This window comes from Pantoea sp. App145, assembly GCF_047947045.1.
Taxonomy (GTDB): Bacteria; Pseudomonadota; Gammaproteobacteria; order Enterobacterales; family Enterobacteriaceae; genus Pantoea.
In genome coordinates, this window is the sequence record NZ_CP133291.1 from 26,577 (window position 1) to 42,884 (window position 16,308).

At 52.8% G+C, this 16,308-nt stretch carries 14 protein-coding genes; 9 read left to right on the forward strand and 5 right to left on the reverse strand.

Features of this window, described 5'->3' with window-relative positions; translation table 11 throughout:
- The first annotated feature begins 1 nt into the window (after position 1).
- The 6 genes from RCF31_RS20045 (at position 2) to RCF31_RS20070 (ending at position 4,745) form a co-directional block, all read left to right on the forward strand.
- On the forward strand, positions 2-760 hold the full coding sequence (locus tag RCF31_RS20045; protein ID WP_416413561.1) for a thiazole synthase: 759 nt from the start codon (positions 2-4) through the stop codon (positions 758-760).
- An 11-nt stretch (positions 761-771) separates the two neighbouring features.
- Positions 772-1,740, forward strand: coding sequence for a ThiF family adenylyltransferase (locus RCF31_RS20050; protein ID WP_416413563.1), 969 nt, complete (start codon positions 772-774; stop codon positions 1,738-1,740).
- Complete coding sequence (locus RCF31_RS20055) at positions 1,737-2,456, forward strand: ABC transporter ATP-binding protein (RefSeq protein ID WP_416413564.1); 720 nt, start codon at positions 1,737-1,739, stop codon at positions 2,454-2,456. The genes RCF31_RS20050 and RCF31_RS20055 overlap by 4 nt, the downstream gene beginning before the upstream one ends.
- The gene (locus RCF31_RS20060) at positions 2,437-3,174 is read left to right on the forward strand and encodes an ABC transporter permease (protein ID WP_299450696.1); all 738 of its coding nucleotides are present in this window, start codon (positions 2,437-2,439) and stop codon (positions 3,172-3,174) included. The genes RCF31_RS20055 and RCF31_RS20060 overlap by 20 nt, the downstream gene beginning before the upstream one ends.
- Before the next feature lie 9 nt (positions 3,175-3,183).
- Positions 3,184-4,119, forward strand: coding sequence for an ABC transporter substrate-binding protein (locus tag RCF31_RS20065; RefSeq protein WP_416413565.1), 936 nt, complete (start codon positions 3,184-3,186; stop codon positions 4,117-4,119).
- A gap of 173 nt (positions 4,120-4,292) precedes the next feature.
- The gene (locus RCF31_RS20070; protein ID WP_299450700.1) at positions 4,293-4,745 is read left to right on the forward strand and encodes a hypothetical protein; all 453 of its coding nucleotides are present in this window, start codon (positions 4,293-4,295) and stop codon (positions 4,743-4,745) included.
- A gap of 62 nt (positions 4,746-4,807) precedes the next feature.
- Here RCF31_RS20070 and RCF31_RS20075 read toward each other — a convergent pair whose 3' ends face one another.
- A complete protein-coding gene (locus tag RCF31_RS20075) occupies positions 4,808-5,440 on the reverse strand; it encodes a LysE family translocator (RefSeq protein WP_416413566.1) in 633 nt (210 codons plus the stop codon).
- Between the two features lie 141 nt (positions 5,441-5,581).
- Here RCF31_RS20075 and RCF31_RS20080 point away from each other — a divergent pair, with 141 nt between their 5' ends.
- Positions 5,582-7,438, forward strand: coding sequence for a sigma-54-dependent Fis family transcriptional regulator (locus RCF31_RS20080; protein WP_416413567.1), 1,857 nt, complete (start codon positions 5,582-5,584; stop codon positions 7,436-7,438).
- Positions 7,439-7,469: 31 nt separating this feature from the next.
- Here the strand turns inward: RCF31_RS20080 and RCF31_RS20085 are convergent, their stop codons facing one another.
- Positions 7,470-8,525 carry a 2,3-butanediol dehydrogenase gene (locus RCF31_RS20085; protein ID WP_313683769.1) on the reverse strand — a complete coding sequence of 352 codons (1,056 nt, stop codon included), beginning with the start codon at positions 8,523-8,525 and terminating at the stop codon, positions 7,470-7,472.
- A 264-nt stretch (positions 8,526-8,789) separates the two neighbouring features.
- Positions 8,790-9,701 carry a LysR substrate-binding domain-containing protein gene (locus RCF31_RS20090; protein WP_416413568.1) on the reverse strand — a complete coding sequence of 304 codons (912 nt, stop codon included), beginning with the start codon at positions 9,699-9,701 and terminating at the stop codon, positions 8,790-8,792.
- A gap of 134 nt (positions 9,702-9,835) precedes the next feature.
- Between RCF31_RS20090 and RCF31_RS20095 the strand changes: the two genes are divergently transcribed.
- Positions 9,836-10,837, forward strand: coding sequence for a zinc-binding alcohol dehydrogenase family protein (locus RCF31_RS20095; RefSeq protein WP_416413569.1), 1,002 nt, complete (start codon positions 9,836-9,838; stop codon positions 10,835-10,837).
- An 86-nt stretch (positions 10,838-10,923) separates the two neighbouring features.
- Entirely contained in the window at positions 10,924-11,577 is a 654-nt protein-coding gene (gene nfsB / locus RCF31_RS20100) for an oxygen-insensitive NAD(P)H nitroreductase (RefSeq protein WP_299450715.1), read from the forward strand.
- An 84-nt stretch (positions 11,578-11,661) separates the two neighbouring features.
- Here the strand turns inward: nfsB and RCF31_RS20105 are convergent, their stop codons facing one another.
- Positions 11,662-13,836 carry a pentapeptide repeat-containing protein gene (locus RCF31_RS20105; protein ID WP_416413570.1) on the reverse strand — a complete coding sequence of 725 codons (2,175 nt, stop codon included), beginning with the start codon at positions 13,834-13,836 and terminating at the stop codon, positions 11,662-11,664.
- A gap of 28 nt (positions 13,837-13,864) precedes the next feature.
- Positions 13,865-16,039: a hypothetical protein gene (locus RCF31_RS20110; protein WP_416413571.1), complete on the reverse strand. Its 2,175-nt coding sequence runs from the start codon at positions 16,037-16,039 to the stop codon at positions 13,865-13,867.
- Positions 16,040-16,308 lie beyond the last annotated feature (269 nt).

The following is a 16,308-nucleotide window of genomic DNA, read 5'->3' on the forward strand; positions in this document are numbered from 1 at the left end:
CATGTTTTACGGCTTTGAACCACAATCACGTTTTTTACTGGGCACGGCAGGTTATCCCTCCCCGGCGATTCTGCAACAGGCGATTGTCGCCTCGGGCAGTGAAATCATCACCGTCAGCCTGCGGCGTGAAGGTGTCGCCGGTGCGGCATTTCGTGAATTGCTGGCGCAGCTGGATAGGCGCGTGCTGCCGAATACCGCCGGTTGCCATACGGTACAGGAGGCGGTGACCACCGCGCATATGGCGCGTGAATTATTTAACACGCCATGGATCAAGCTGGAGGTGATCGGCCATGCCGATACGCTGCAGCCGGATCCTTTTGCGCTGGTAGAAGCGGCGCGCATTCTGTGCGCCGAGGGTTTCCAGGTCTTCCCCTATACCACGGAAGACCTGATTGTCGGCGAAAAACTGCTGGAAGCAGGCTGCGAAGTGCTGATGCCGTGGGGCGCGCCCATCGGTTCCGGTCAGGGGCTGCGCAATATTGATGGCTTGCGGGCGATGCGTGCCTGGTTTACCGATATCCCGCTGATTATTGACGCGGGCATTGGTGCACCATCACAGGCAGCGCAGGCGATGGAGCTGGGTTTTGATGCTGTTTTGCTGAATACCGCGGTGGCGAAAGCGGGCGATCCGGTGCTGATGGCGACGGCGTTCCGCCAGGCCATTGAGGCCGGGAAAGCGGCGTGCGACGGCGGGCTGATGGAAAAACGCGATATGGCGGTGCCTTCGACCCCGGTTTTTGGTCTGGCGAATCTTTGCTGAGGAGAGTCCCTATGGATCGCTATCAACGTCAGACGATGTTGCCGGAGATTGGTGAGCAGGGTCAGCAGCGGCTGGCCGGGGCGCGGGTGCTGGTGGTGGGGGCAGGTGGATTGGGTTCGACGCTGCTGCCGCTGCTGGTGGGCGCGGGCGTGGGTTTTATCCGCCTGTATGACGACGATACGGTGGCGCTGCATAATCTGCATCGGCAGACGTTGTTTGATATGCAGGATGTGCAGCAATCGAAAGTCGCCAGCGCCCAGCGTGCGCTGCTGCGGCGAAATCCACAGGTGCAGGTGGAACCGGTGCCGCAGCCGCTGACGGCCAGCAATGTGCAGCAGGCACTCAGCAACATCGATCTGGTTATCGATGCGGCAGATAACTTTGCCGTCACTTATCAGTTATCGGATGCCTGTTATCCGGCGGGGATACCGCTGATCAGCGCTTCGGTCCTGGGGCGTCAGGGCTATGTGGGGGGATTCTGCGGCGCAGCCCCCAGCTATCGTGCGGTGTTCCCGCAGTTACCCACCAGCGCCGCGAACTGCAATACCGCCGGGGTGATGGGGCCAGCAGTGGCGACACTGGGCGCGATGCAGGCGCAAATGGCGCTGAGCGTATTGCTTGGCCTGCAACCTTCACCGCTCGGTTGTCTGGTGAACTGTGATTTTGTGCACTGGCACTTTCGCCAGTTCCGTTTTGATCGGGCTGCGGAGCCGGATCAACCCTGGGTGCCGTTTATTGATACGCAGCTCCTCACGGCGGAGGACTGCATAGTAGAACTGCGCAGCCGCGAAGAAGCACCGGTCAGTGTGGCGGCATGTGCGCAGCGCATCCTGCCGCAACAGCTTGACGCATGGCAACCCCCGCAAGACCGGCGCATTGTACTGGTCTGCGCCAGCGGTATTCGTGCGGCGCAGGCCGCCACGACGCTGGCGCAGCGCGGTTGTGCGCAGCTGGCCATTCTGGCAGCGAATCGATCATGAGCCAGGATATCACGCTGCACGATCTTGGCTTTAGCTGGGGAGCACAGCCGCTGTGCCAGCAGCTGAATCTGCGGCTGCGTGGCGGTAAAACCACGGTGATGCTGGGACGCAGTGGCATCGGTAAAAGCACGCTGCTGCGGCTGGTGGCGGGCTTGCTCCAGCCACAGCAGGGGCGCATTAGTGGCGTTGCGGCCAGTGTGGCCTGGATGGGGCAACAGGATTTGCTTTTTCCGTGGTTATCGGTGCTGGACAACGTGATGCTGGCGGCGCGTCTGAAAGGCGACAAACCCGAACCGGAGCGGGCACGGCATCTGCTGGAGCAGGTGAAACTGGTGCAGGTCGCCAATGCCCGGCCTGATACCCTGTCGGGCGGCATGCGTCAGCGCGTGGCTTTGGCTCGCACCCTTTACGCGCAACGGGATGTGGTGCTGATGGATGAACCTTTTGCCACCCTTGACGTGATGACCAAACTCAGCTTGCAAACCCTGACGGCGACCCTGTTACAAGGCAAAACCGTGCTGCTGGTGACGCACGATCCGCTGGAAGCCTGCCGCATGGCCGATGACATTCTGCTGCTCAGTGGGCAGCCGTTGCATATTGAACGCTGGTCGGTGCCAGACGGGCAGGTACCTCGTCCGATTGACGATCCCGGCCTGTTGCTGGCGCAGGGCCATCTTTTTACCCGATTGAATCAAGATGAAAAAGAATCTGTTTAGCGCCGTTTATCTGCTGGCAGTGTTGCTGTGCGGCTGGTTGCTGGCGCTGCGCAGCGGTGTGCCCAAATTTCTGCTGCCTTCACCTGAGGCGGTGCTGGAAGCCCTGTGGGTACACCGTCAACTGTTATGGCATCACATGCTGTACACGCTGGCGGAGATTGTGCTGGCGTTGCTGCTGGGCGTCGGTGCGGGGGTGGTATTGGCGGTGCTGATGGCTGCCAGCACGACATTGCGCCGTTTGTTATTTCCACTGGTCACTGCCAGCCAGGCGATTCCGGTGTTTGCGCTGGCTCCGTTGCTGGTGCTGTGGCTGGGGTTTGGCATCGCGTCCAAAGTGGTGGTGGCGGCGTTGATCCTGTTCTTCCCGCTGTGCCTGTCGTTGTTTGACGGCTTGTGTCGCACCCCGCCGGGCTGGCTGGAGCTGGCACAGACCCTCAACTCATCGCGTTTTCGTCTCTTCTGGCAGGTACGCTGGCCAGCCGCGCTGCCGCAGTTCTTTTCCGGCCTGCAGATGGCGGTGGTGCTGGCACCGATTGGTGTGGTGATTGGCGAATGGGTTGGCGCGAGCGAAGGACTGGGCTACCTGATGATGCAGTCCAATGCCCGGCTGGAAACCGCCACCAGCTTTGCCGCGTTGTTGTTGTTACTGATTCTGGCGTTGTTGCTGTCCGGTAGCGTCGCCCTGATGCGCAAGAAAACTCTCTGGCACTTAACCTAAGGATGCACTTTGAACACCCTACGTACTGCGATCACCGCCTTGCTGTTGCTGGCAACCACCAGCGTCGCCCAGGCCAATGAAAAGGTTCGTCTGCTGCTCGATTGGTTTGTGAACCCTAACCATGCGGCCATTTTTGCCGCGCAATACAGCGGCGCGTTTAAAAAAGAAGGGTTGGATGTGGAGATGATCGCCCCCGCTGATTCGGCTTCCGTACCCTTGCTGCTGGCGGCGGGCAAGGCTGATCTTGCTATCAGCTATCAACCGCAGCTGTACACGCTGGTGGATAAAGACGTGCCGGTCATCCGCGTGGGTACGCTGATCAATCAGCCGCTGAATACCCTGACCACGGTGTCCCCGGACATTCACTCGCTGAAGGATTTTGCCGGAAAATCGCTCGGTTATGCCATTCCGGGGTTTGAGGATGTGGCAATTCGCAACATGCTGAAATCCCAGGGTGTTGATGCGGACTCGGTCAAACTGATTAACCTGAATATGGATGCGGAGTCTGCGCTACTGACGCACAAAATTGATGGGGCGATGACGGTGTATCGCAACTATGAGTTGCTCGACCTGAAAAATAAGGGCGCGAATCCGGTGGTATTTAAGCCGGAAGATTTTGGTGTCCCGGCTTACGACGAATTGATCATCCTGGCAAACCAGAAAACGGCGGCGCAGGACAAACGCATCCCAGCCTTTTTACGCGGTCTGGATGCCGGTGTCGCCTGGCTGCGTGCCCATCCGCAACAGGCCTGGCAGGCCTTTATTAAGCAATATCCTGAGCTGAACACACCGCTTAATCATCAGGCGTGGCAGGCAACGTTGCCGTATTTCGCCAGCCATAGCGCAACGCTCGATACGCAACGCTATCAGGCTTTTGCCGCCTATATGAAAGCCAATGGCTTAATCCAGCAGGTGGCTCCGATGGCAAGGTATTCGTTGCCATAACCTGTTGCTGACTCCCTGGGCGGCGGTAAAATCGCCGCCTTTTTTGCATTGCGTGCGGCGCAGAGGCTGAACGGGGGCGGAATTCGGATAATACTGGAATTGTGTGACTGTCATCACTGATAGCCGCGCGCTAAAATACGCCTTTATCTTTCAGAAAAAGGTTTTTCGTCACGATGCTCTCACGTTACACGCTGGCTGGCCTGATGGCCGCAACATTGCTTACCGGTTGTGCCCGTCATGCTGCTGATACTACGGCTGCTGTCACCGCTGCCACCCCGGCTCCGATTGAGAACGACAACATGGCATCGCCGTTTGATCAAGGCCCGACGGTAATCAATATCACTCACGAAGTCACGCGTACCGATGACGGCTCTGCCATCTATGTAACGGTGGATGGCCAGGATGCGGGTCTGCTGACGAAAGGCGAAGAAAAGCAGGTTCATGTTGCGGCGGGTAAACATAAGGTAGGTGGCTACGTTCAGACGCTGTTTGGCTTTGGCCGCGTGACCATCCAGTCAGTAGACGTCACCACGGACACTAACGGCCCGAAAAATGTGGTGTATTCTGTGTCCAAACAGAAACCCGCGTTCAGCGAAACTGCGGCCAGCAAACCGAATAATTCCTGATTTCAACAAACTTAGCTGGGCGTCGTAGCGGCGCGATTTATCGAGCCGCTTTGAAATGCGACTCAGTTACGGCTGAAGACTAATTTTAGCCCGGCAATGGCAAAGCAACAGGCCAGCAGCGCATCCAGTCCGCGTCTGATTTTGCGATAGAACGTCGCCATCGGCGCGGTGGAAAACAGCAGCGCGTATCCACAGAAAACCATCACGCAAATTCCAGCGCATCCGGCGATGATCATCGGCAGGGTTGATGCAGCCGCTTCTGGCTTCAGCGCCACTGACATAATTGCTACCCAGGTCAGAATCGCTTTTGGATTGCCCACATGCATCAGCAAACCCTGGCGAAACATTCTGCCGTACTGCGCTGGCGTGCCACTGTGCTGCGCAAATTCCGGTGCATCTGGTTTACGCAAAGCCGATCTGCCTGCTTTACTCGCCAGCCACAACAGATACAGGCCACCACCGATTTTTAATACCACCAGCAGTTGAGCAAAGGTTGCCAGAACTGTAAGAACGCCGCAGGCTGCCAGCAATGCCCATAGCATCGAACCGCCAATCACCCCACCCGCCAGTGCCAGCGCAGAACCGCGCCCTTGCTTCATCGCCGTACCCATAATCGCCATGTTGCTCGGACCGGGGCTGGCCGTGGCAACAAAATAGGTGGTGTAGATCAAAATCAGTTCGTGAGAAAGCGCCATAATTTCCTCTGTGGCCGAATAAGTCCAGATTTAGGGTTATATCGTCAGACGCGACATTTTTCCATGCCGGATCTGTTAATTAGGTGTTAATTCGCTATGCTGTGATTCCACTTAACCAGGGTGCCAGGAAGGAGAGGGACTGTGAATCTGAGCCAGCGCGAGCATATCGCCAACGTGGTCACCAGCGTCGAAAAGGCGGTAGCCACAAATGTGCTGAATCCGCAGGATGATGCGGTACATGCTTCCTGGTTACGTTGTGTCACACGGCACGGTCTGGATCCTGGCCGAATGCAGGAGGCACGCATCTTACCGGCCCATCAGTTGCGCGAGCACTGCCAGCAACTGGAAGAACTACGTTTTGTGGCGCAGCATGGTTTACAAAGGCTATATCAGCAGATTGCCCCTGCCGGTTATATTCTGCTACTGGCAGATGCGCAGGGCGTGGCGGTGGACTATCTCGGTGATACCCACGCAGAAATTAGCCTGCGTCGCGCCGGATTGTTCCTCGGGGCGCAGTGGTCAGAAGCGCTTTCCGGCACCTGCGCCGTCGGCACCGCCCTCGCAACGGGGGAGGCCATCACCATCCATCAAACCGAACATTTTGACGCCACCCATATCCCCCTGACCTGTAGCGCGGTGCCGCTGTTTGATTCACAGGGCGAACTACAGGCGGTGCTGGATATTTCTGCGCTCACCTCCCCACAGCCACGTACCAGCCAGCATCTGGTGATGCAGCTGGCACGGCAACAGGCACAGCAAATCGAGAACGCCTGGCTGTTGCATCGTCATCGTCACGATTGGGTGCTGAAACTCAGCCGTAATCCGGCATGGGCGGATGTGCAGCCAGAATTCTTACTGGCGTTTGACGGCAACGGCCAGCTGGTGGGACTGAATCCAGCGGCCCGACGCTGGCTGGGAGCCACGCAGCTACCATCTGGATTATCGGTTTCGGCGTTATTTGATCTTTCGCTGGAGCAATTGTTGCAGGCGCAGCAACTGGAAGATATTCACGGACCACAACGTTTCTATGCGCAAACCCTCGCACCCGTACGGGTAGCCGCTTCCTCCCCGGCAGCGAAGAGTGTGACGATAGCGCCTGAACTGGCGGCGTTAACCGGTGGCGATGCGCAACTGGCGCAGCAATTACGTCGCGCAACGCGTCTGGTGGACGCCCCGCTGCATGTGCTGGTACAGGGGGAGACCGGCAGCGGGAAAGAGTATTTTGCCCGTGCCTTTCATCAGGCCAGCGCCCGCCGCCACGGCCCGTTTATCGCGGTGAACTGCGCGGCAATTCCGTCGAGCCTGATTGAAAGCGAGCTGTTTGGTCATCTGCCGGGAAGTTTTTCTGGTGCGGGTAGCAAAGCGCGCAGCGGGCTGATTCAGGCGGCGCATGGCGGCACGCTGTTCCTCGATGAAATTGGGGATATGCCGCTGGAGATGCAGACGCGTCTGCTGCGAGTGCTGGCCGAGCAGGAAGTGCTGCCGATTGGTGCACGTCAGCCGCAGAAGGTGGATATCCGCGTGATCTCCGCTTCGCACCATGCGCTGGCGCAGCGTGTGGCCCAGGGGTTGTTCCGTGAAGATTTGCTCTATCGCCTCCAGGGGGCCTGCATCATGTTGCCGCCGCTGCGGGAACGTACGGATATTAACTGGCTGATTGATACGTTGCTGGCGGGGCGGGCACAACTCAGCGATCGCGCGCGTCATCATCTGGTCAATCACCGCTGGCCGGGTAACCTGCGCGAGTTAAATCATGCGTTGCAGTATGCACTGGCGATGTGTGAGGCAGGGATCATTCAGCCGGGCGACTTGCCCGATACCCTTCAGGCGGTGGCACAACAGCCCGATCAGACGCAAAGCGAGGCGGGGCAACTGATTCAGCAGCTCCGCGCAGTGCATTGGAATATGAGTGAAGCCGCACGCCAGCTCGGCATCAGCCGCATGACGTTGTACCGACGTTTGCAAAGATACGCGATTCAGCTGCCGGAGCGGCATTAAAGGCGGGCCAGTCTGGCTGGCCCGATTAATATCACTGTGGTGGACGTACCAGAATTTTGACCTGCTGTTTTTCTTTCACCAGTGCCTCAAAACCCTGCTCGACCAGATCGGCCAGTTCGATGCGTTTGGTCACCAGCTTGTCCGCCTGGAAATAACCCTGCACCATCAACTCCATCACCGCTGGGAAAATATGGCGATAGGCGATAATGCCTTTAATGGTACGTTCGCTCAGTACCACTTTGTTTGGGTGGAACGCCGCTTCACCTTCCCAGATCGACACGATAACGGTTTCGCCTTCGTAGTTAGTGCTGTCGATACACTGCTTCAGCACCACCGGCACGCCGGTCACTTCATAGGCCACATCAACGCCGCCATCGCTCAGCTCACGGATCTTCGCTACGGCATCTTCTTTGCTCGGGTCGATGACCACTTTGGCACCCAGTTCGCGTGCTTTCTCTGCACGTTGCGGTGACAGTTCCACCACATAGATTTCAGCGGCACCGGCAGCACGCAGCGCTTCGATGACCAGCAAACCAATCGGACCGGCACCAAATACTGCTGCTTTGTCGCCGGCTTTCAGTTTGCTCATGCGTACCGCATGCAATGCCACCGCAGCGGGTTCCACCAGCGCACCTTGCTCATAGGAGAGGGCGTCCGGCATACGATGCACCATATGCTCTGCCACTGTGGTATAGCTGGCAAAACCACCACCACCACCGGACAGGCCGTGGAAACCAAGGTCGCCACACAGGTTGTATTTGCCTTCGCGGCAGGCCGGGCATTCGCCACAGGAGAGAATCGGTTCGACCACGACACGGTCGCCGACTTTGACTTTAGTGACACCGGTACCAACCTCAACCACCTGACCCGAAAACTCATGACCGAGAACAATCGGCGCAATGTCATGGCTGATTTTGTGCGGTTTTTCCACCGGGACGAAGATCGGACCTGCGATATATTCATGCAGATCGCTACCGCAAATGCCGGTCCATGCGACTTTGATTTTGACTTTTCCGGCTGTGACCTGGGGTTCTTCAATGTCATCGACGCGAATGTCGCGTGCTTTATACCAACGTGCCGCTTTCATTATGTTCTCCTTGAGGCTGGCATTATTTCTGTCCATTGCCACTTAAGATGGCCGGTGCAGAAGCTCAGCGTGGCTATAGCGAAAACTGTGCCAACTGGTAACTTAATGAATTTGAATGAGATGATGTTTGATGAGGTGTCGCAGTGTTACATCTGTAGCAGGTGACAAGTGTAACACTGCGACATAAAGCAAAGCGCGATTAATCGCGCTGCTACGGTGTCTGCACGGATGGGTAGCGGCGCGATTTATCGCGCATTCGTGGCCTTATGCTGAAAGTTGTGCGGTCAGCGCCCGCAGATGGGTACGCAGCAGCTGATGCAATGCCCGAATAGCCGGAGAAAATTGTTTGCGATGCGGGCAGATAAGATGCAGCGGGGTGCTTTCGCCAGGCTGCTGTGGCAGCACCACTTCCAGCCGCCCCTCCCGCACGTCATCACACACATCAAGCCAGGATTTATAAGCGATACCCATCCCGGCCACCGCCCAGCGTCGGGCGACATCTGCGTCGTCACACAGCAGACGGCTTTTAACCGTAATCTGGCGGCGCATTCCTTCCTGAGGAAAGGTCCATTTATCATAGACATGGCCGTTCATCACGAACAGCAGACAATCATGCCGCGCGATCTCCTCCAGCGTCCCCGGGCGCCCATGCTGATCGAGCCAGGATGGAGACGCCACCAGCACCCGACGATTATCTTCGGCCAGCGGCAGGGCAACATAACTGCTGTCATCCAGTTTGCCGTAGCGAATGGCGATATCCACCGGGTCACGAAAAACATCGCTGATTTGATCGGACAGCGAGAGACGCACCGACAATGCCGGGTACTGACGGCAAAATTCGGTAATCAACGGCAGCACGATATTGCGTCCGATATCGGAAGGCAGGGCGATTTTTAGTTCGCCGGATAACGCATCTTCATGGCTTTGCAAGCTGTCGGCACCAGCCTGCATCAGTGCCAGCATTTCCTGGGCGTAGGGCAGGTATTTTTCCCCTTCAGCGGTGAGACGCAGGCTGCGGGTGGATCGGGCAAACAAGCGTTTATCCAGCTCACGTTCCAGACGCTGAATCGCAGCACTGACCTGGCCTGGCAACAGGTCAGCCTCGCGCGCGGCACGAGAAAAGCTGCCAAGCGCAGCGGAGCGCACAAATAACGTCACATCTTCCAGTCGAATCATTTTATTTCCCCAGCGATAGCGGATTTTCACTCTAAGAGTGAAAGTGTTCCCCTGCAAGTGACGTTTTTCGCAAGGAGAGGGCAGCGTAGGCTAAGCGTCATTCGCTAAAACCCTTGAGATATAAGGATCAACCGATGAAAGCCATCGTTTACAGCCAGAATGGTTTACCGATTTCTGATGAAAATGCCCTGTATGATCTCGATGTTGCCAAACCGCAACCAGGCGCCCGCGATCTGCTGGTCAAAATCAATGCCATCGCGGTCAACCCGGTGGATACGAAGGTTCGCGCGGGTGCGCCTACCGATACACCGCGCATTCTGGGGTGGGATGCAGTGGGCGTGGTGGAAGCGGTGGGCGAGGCGGTGACGCTGTTTCAGCCAGGGGATAAGGTTTATTACGCCGGTGATATCACCCGCCCCGGCAGCTATGCCGAATATGGGTTGGTGGATGAGCGTATCGCCGCACATCAGCCGCAGTCATTGAACGACGCGGATGCTGCCGCGCTGCCCCTCACCGCGTTAACCGCCTGGGAATTGCTGTTTGACCGCCTGGAAATCGAGGCCGATGACGATTCCGCGTTACTGATCGTTGGCGCAGGCGGTGGAGTGGGTTCGATGCTGACCCAGCTTGCCAGTAAACTCACCCGTTTGACGGTGATTGGCACGGCATCCCGTGCGGAAACGGCGGAGTGGGTGCGTTCACTGGGAGCGCATCATGTTATCGATCATCAGCGCCCGCTGGTGGAGCAACTGGCCGCGCTGGGCATTAGCAACGTGCGTTATGTCGCCAGCCTGACGCATACCGATAGCTACTATCCGCAGCTGATTGATGTGCTGGCCCCGCAGGGCAAACTGGCACTGATCGATGATCCCGAAACGCTGGATGCGGTGCCGCTGAAGCGCAAAGCGATTTCACTGCACTGGGAGCTGATGTTTACCCGTTCGCTGTTCCACACCGCCGATATGCAACGTCAGCATGACATTCTGCAACAGGTGAGCGCGCTGATTGACGATGGCACCCTGCAAACCACCGCCGGTGAACATCATGGCACCATTAATTCCGCCAACCTGCGCAAAGCGCATGCCCTGATTGAGAGTGGCCGCGCGCGCGGCAAAATTGTACTGAGCGGTTTTTAACGTATTGAAACACAAATCGTTAACCCGTGGGTTAGCGAGGCGGATATCGTATTGCCACATTACCCGTTACTGCTCTGGAGAAAAACATGACGCTGAATGATGCTGTGGTCCGTCGCCACACAGTGAAAGCCTTTGCTTCCGGCAAAAGTCTGCCGGATACCGAGATCGAAACCCTGCTGCATGTGCTGCGCAACAGCCCTTCATCGGTGAATTCGCAACCGTGGCACTTTGTGGTGGCCTCGACGACTGCCGGTCGCGAGCTTATCGCACAATCAACCCAGGGGCCCTTTGTTTACAACGGCCCTAAAGTGCTGAATGCCTCGCACGTTATCGCGCTGTGCATGCGGACTGATCTCGATGAAGCGCATTTGCAAAATGTACTGGCGCAGGAAGAGAAAGACGGTCGTTTTCTGAAGCCGGAGGCGAAAGCGGGTCAGGATAAGAGCCGTCGTGGCTATGTTGATATACATCGTTACGAGCAACGCGATATCCCGCAATGGATGGAAAAACAGGTATACCTGGCGTTGGGTGGTTTGTTACTGGGCGCGGCAATGATGGGTATTGATGCCACGCCGATGGAAGGTTTTGATCAACGCGCGCTGGATCAGGCGCTGGGTCTGCGTGAAAAAGGGCTGACCAGCGTGGTACTGGTCTCGCTTGGCTACCGTAGCGAAGAAGATTTCAATGCGGGGCTGCCGAAATCACGTCTGCCACGCGAAGAGATTTTCACGTTTATTTAATTGTTTGCCGTAGCGGCTTGATTTATCGCGTTGTTTTAAAAGATGTGCGATAAATCGCGTCGCTACGGGTTACATAATTATTTATTAGATCAAAGGGTAATGAAGTTTAATGGCTTGATTGATCTCTGCGCCCTGTTCACCAGGGATTTTGTAGCTGGCGACCATACCCGCAACAATAGCGGAACAGGTATAAGTTTCGCTTAATTGCGGCACCAGGCGTTCCTTCCACTCATCCGCATCAGCGGGATTAATTATTCCGGGCCAGAATGTGTTGAGATCATCAATCAAACATCGGGCAAGCTGACGTGGGGCATAGGCCGATTTTTCTTCTTCCGCATAAAAACGGGTGGAAAACAGGTCAGCCAGCATACGTATGATGATCATCCCGGCGATAATTTTTTGCTCAGCATCAGAGAATTTTTTGCGACTCAACGGCAGCCGATGTTGCGCTAATTCAATCAGCTGCCCGCGCAGTGCTTTGGCTTTATTTCGGTCGTCTTCATTTTCAGCGAGATAGAAAGGGACCAGTATCTCGCTTAACAGAGATTCATCAGCCCCTGTTGTGAGTTTTGCTGATGCATCAACTTTGCGCATCAGCAGGGAAATCATATGGTTTTCAATCTCAGCGGCCCGGTTTTTTGGCTGGTTTTCAAGACCGGGAGCATGGGAAAACAGAAAACGAATCACCGGTGTCATAATGCCGCCGGAACGGCTCCAGAGAGAGTGCAGCTTAGGGAAATCTTCCAGTACGCTGCTAAGATCCGTCATTGCTGCGGGGATATCCGTAACGGTTTTTTCCTCACCAGGCTCTGGCTGGTAACGTAATAAGGCATAACGTTCTGGTGTTTGACTGGAGCGAATCAGATCTCTGAAATCGTTTGCTGGAAGATAAAGCGCGGTCTTATTCTCCCGGTTATAGAAAATATGATGGGGCGCATCATCATCTTCTATCATCATTTCTTTTTCGATATAGCTGACAAAATCTTTAATCGGCGTTTGCTGATAAAACTTATCCCGCAATTCCGGGTGCGCCGTGATGAGCTGGTTTATTGGGAATTGATAATCGAATAGTTCTTCCTGCTTCAATTTCATAAACAGTTCAGTGAGATCTGCATGCGGGCTGTCCGAAAGTAATGCATTTCTGCTGTGATTCAATAATTCACGATCGATAAAATTTTTGATAATTTCTGAGTTTGTATAACAGTTATTTGTCATCTCTCTAATGAATGAGAGTTTTAATGATGGAGAGTTTTTATAGGTTTCCGCTAACACACCGTCACCATCAAGCATTGCGACCAGTTGCTCAGCAAAGGCGCAGCGGACAGCATTATTGTTTATCGATGCGAGTGTATTGAAAAACAACGCGCCTGTATCAGGGTTGTTAATGCTATTCAGATGTCGGTCTATCTGGGTGATACCATAGAACATCTCAGGATCGAGTTTAATAAGATCAGGTGCGTCATTACCAAATATCGCGCCGGTTAATTTAGTCCCTTCCGACAGAGAGAATTTATCGATTTTTGCATTAGTAAAGTCCACATTCTCCCGACAATTAACTCTTTCCAGAGCGAACTTCCCTGCCTGAATATCTCTGAAGCTAATGTTCCTGAATGTATACTGACTGCTCAGATTATTGGAGAAAGTTATATTTTCCAGTTCGCAATTAGAAAAGTTAGTTTGTTCAATCTGGCATGAGGCATTGTCTACGATATGAATGTCTTTTAGTTTACAGCCAGACATTTCTGCCTGGGATAACTCACAGTCTCTGATAGTACTTTGCTGTCCTTTACATGAACCGTCAATTGTGGTGCCCTCCCAACAGGAATTTTTAAAATTCGACCCATACCAAATTAACTGATCTTGTTCTGCTGTGATTATGCAGTTCTTCATTTCAATGCGGTAGTTAGTGGAATGCCCTCGGAAGTTTAAGTCGGAAAAGTTGTCTCCATTAAATATCAGCGGTTCGTAAAAAGCACCAGGTTTGCAGTCGCGCTCATAGCCAAAACCCAGCCCGCGAAAGGTTCTGGGGCGTTGATCATGGGGTCTGACATTATGCATATAATCGACAAAGGTCTCACCGGTGATAGGTTCCAGTTCAATGATGTTGTCTGCATCCAGGGTATTGATTACGAGTGGTGTATTTGAAGAAGGAGAAGTTGAGATATTATTCACCGCCACACCAGACAAAGACTCGGGTTGAATATTTCCTGGGAGCGTTGCCGTGGGTAAGGATAGGGCATTAACAGAAATATCGGACATGATGTTTCTTCCTGAAAGAGGAGATAAATTAATTAAGAGGATAATAGAGTTTAATGGCTTTATTCATCTCCTGACCGCGATCACCGGGAATCTGATAGTTACCCATTCTGGTTGCTAATGCAGCAGAACAGGTAAATTCATTGGTTTGGTCTGTCACCAGGCGATTTCTCCATACCGTGGCTTCAGCGGCATCAACGATCTCAGGTGCATAGGCCACAAGGTCATCAATCAGTTTTTTAGCAAGCTGACGAGGCGCATAAGGAGACATATTTTCTATTGAATAATAATGCGTAGAGAAGATATCTGGTAGCATTCTTATGATGATCATAAAAGCAATAATTTTCTGCTCGCGAACTGAGAATTGTTTTCTCTTCAGGCCCAATTGTCGTTGTATCAGTTCAACCAGTTGCCAGCGTAAACCCCTGGCGCGATCCCCTTCAATATAGAAAGGTGCCATTATCTCGCTTAACAAACACGCATCTTTTTCATCTGTAAGTCTTACGTTTTCATCGGCCTGGCGTTTGATGATCAAAATCAAATGATTTTCGATCTCAGCGGCCCTCGTCATTTGTGCAGTATCCAGTTTGTCGCCGTGTTCAAACAGGGAATGAATGACCGGCGTGAAAAGCCCGGCGGCACGAATCCAGAGATTATGTAAAGCCGGGAATGCGCCAAGAACGCGGCTTTGACGTTTAACCGTGGCTGACTTATCAGTAATGATATCGTTCTCGCCAGGTTGAAATTTCAGAAACGAATAATGTTGTGGTGCCTGGTTAGATTCTATTAAATCTTTGTAGTCCTCTGCTGGAAGATATAACGCGGTTTTCCTGTCGTCAGGATGATAGAAAATATGATACAGTGAGTTTTCATCCGGCATCATTATTTTTTCTTCTATATGCTTAATGAATTCATTTATCGGTGTTAGCTGATAAAATTTTTGTCGTAACAATGGGTATTCAGTGATTAACTGATTTACCATAAATTGATGATCAAGCAATTTACTACTATCCAGCGAGCTAAGTACACGATACATCATGGGGCGTAAGTTCGCCGGAATTATGATATCATTATCTTCTTTTAATAATTCATCTCTGATAAATGTCTGGATCTCAGGTGAGGCGGCATAAGCTGGGTTAGCCAAATGACTCATGATGGATTGTCGTAGTGTTATCGAGCTGTTATAGGTGGCTGATAATACCGATTCATTTTTAATCATTTTGATAAGTTGTTCAGCGAAATCACATTTAACCACCAGGTTGGTAATCGAATCAAGGGTATTTAAAAACAGCGCGCCTGATTCATGGTTGTTAATGCTATCGAGATAAAGATCAATTTTCTCTTCCGAGTTAAACATCGCGGGGTTTATCGTGATTGCATCTTTTTGATAATCGCCAAACTCCACGCCGGTTAATTTAGTTCCTCCGGACGGGGTGAATTCTTTTATCTGAGCGTTGGTAAGGTCAACATTTTCCACACAATCTACGGCATCCCACGTGAGATTGATTGCCTGCATGTTACAAAAACGGGTATCTTTAAAAAGATAAAATCTCGTGTAGTCGCAGCTGATGCAACCACTAAAGACCATATTTTCCATAGTGGAATCGCTAAAGTTTGATCGTTCAATCCGATCCGTATCACTATCATATATTTTAAAGTTCTTTAATGTACATTTTGGCATTTGAACATCAGAGAAATAACATGATCTTATTTCTGATCTTGAGCCTCGATATAAACCATCGATTGTCGATCCTTCCCAATTGGTATTTGTTAAATCCATCTTTAACCAGTTTAATTTGTGGCTGGAGGTTTCAATTGTGCAGTTTTTAAATTCTACCACTCCCTTTCCACCGATGTTAAAACAATAAAACTCCACATCGATAAACTTATCGTGGTCAAAGTGCATCGGCCCCTGATATGCATTAGGGTTATATTTCGCAGAGGGGGAATATTTTATATTGCGAAATGTGCGCGGATATTTTTCATGAGCTCTCTCATTCTTCATGTATGCAACATATTTATCGGGGGTAATGTCATTCAGTACGGGCGCATGATCGACATCCATGACATTATCCGTTACCACGGCCATTGACGCTGGAACTGTATCAGTATTATAAATCTCCATCGGGACAGGCTGAGGGAGGCTATTATTCCCTGAAGTAGCAGATACCACAGGAGTTGAGGAGGGAGGTGTATTACTTATCATTTTCTTCCTGTTTGGTTAGTCCTGAAAAAATAAAGAATCATCCTGTGTCGATAAAAAAGGCGAGTCGCGCAGTCAATCAAGCCAGGGGATAATGTTCTTTTCTTGCTACCTCAAACTTCATTATGTCACGATAAACGCCCGGACTCTTTCTGGTATTGGTGAAGTTAAGCTCCCGGAATATTCGTGAGAAGTTACATGGATAAATATAAGCGGTATATTATCGCGCAAGGACAAGCTTCATCCTGAAATATGGCTGAAGAGATAATGAT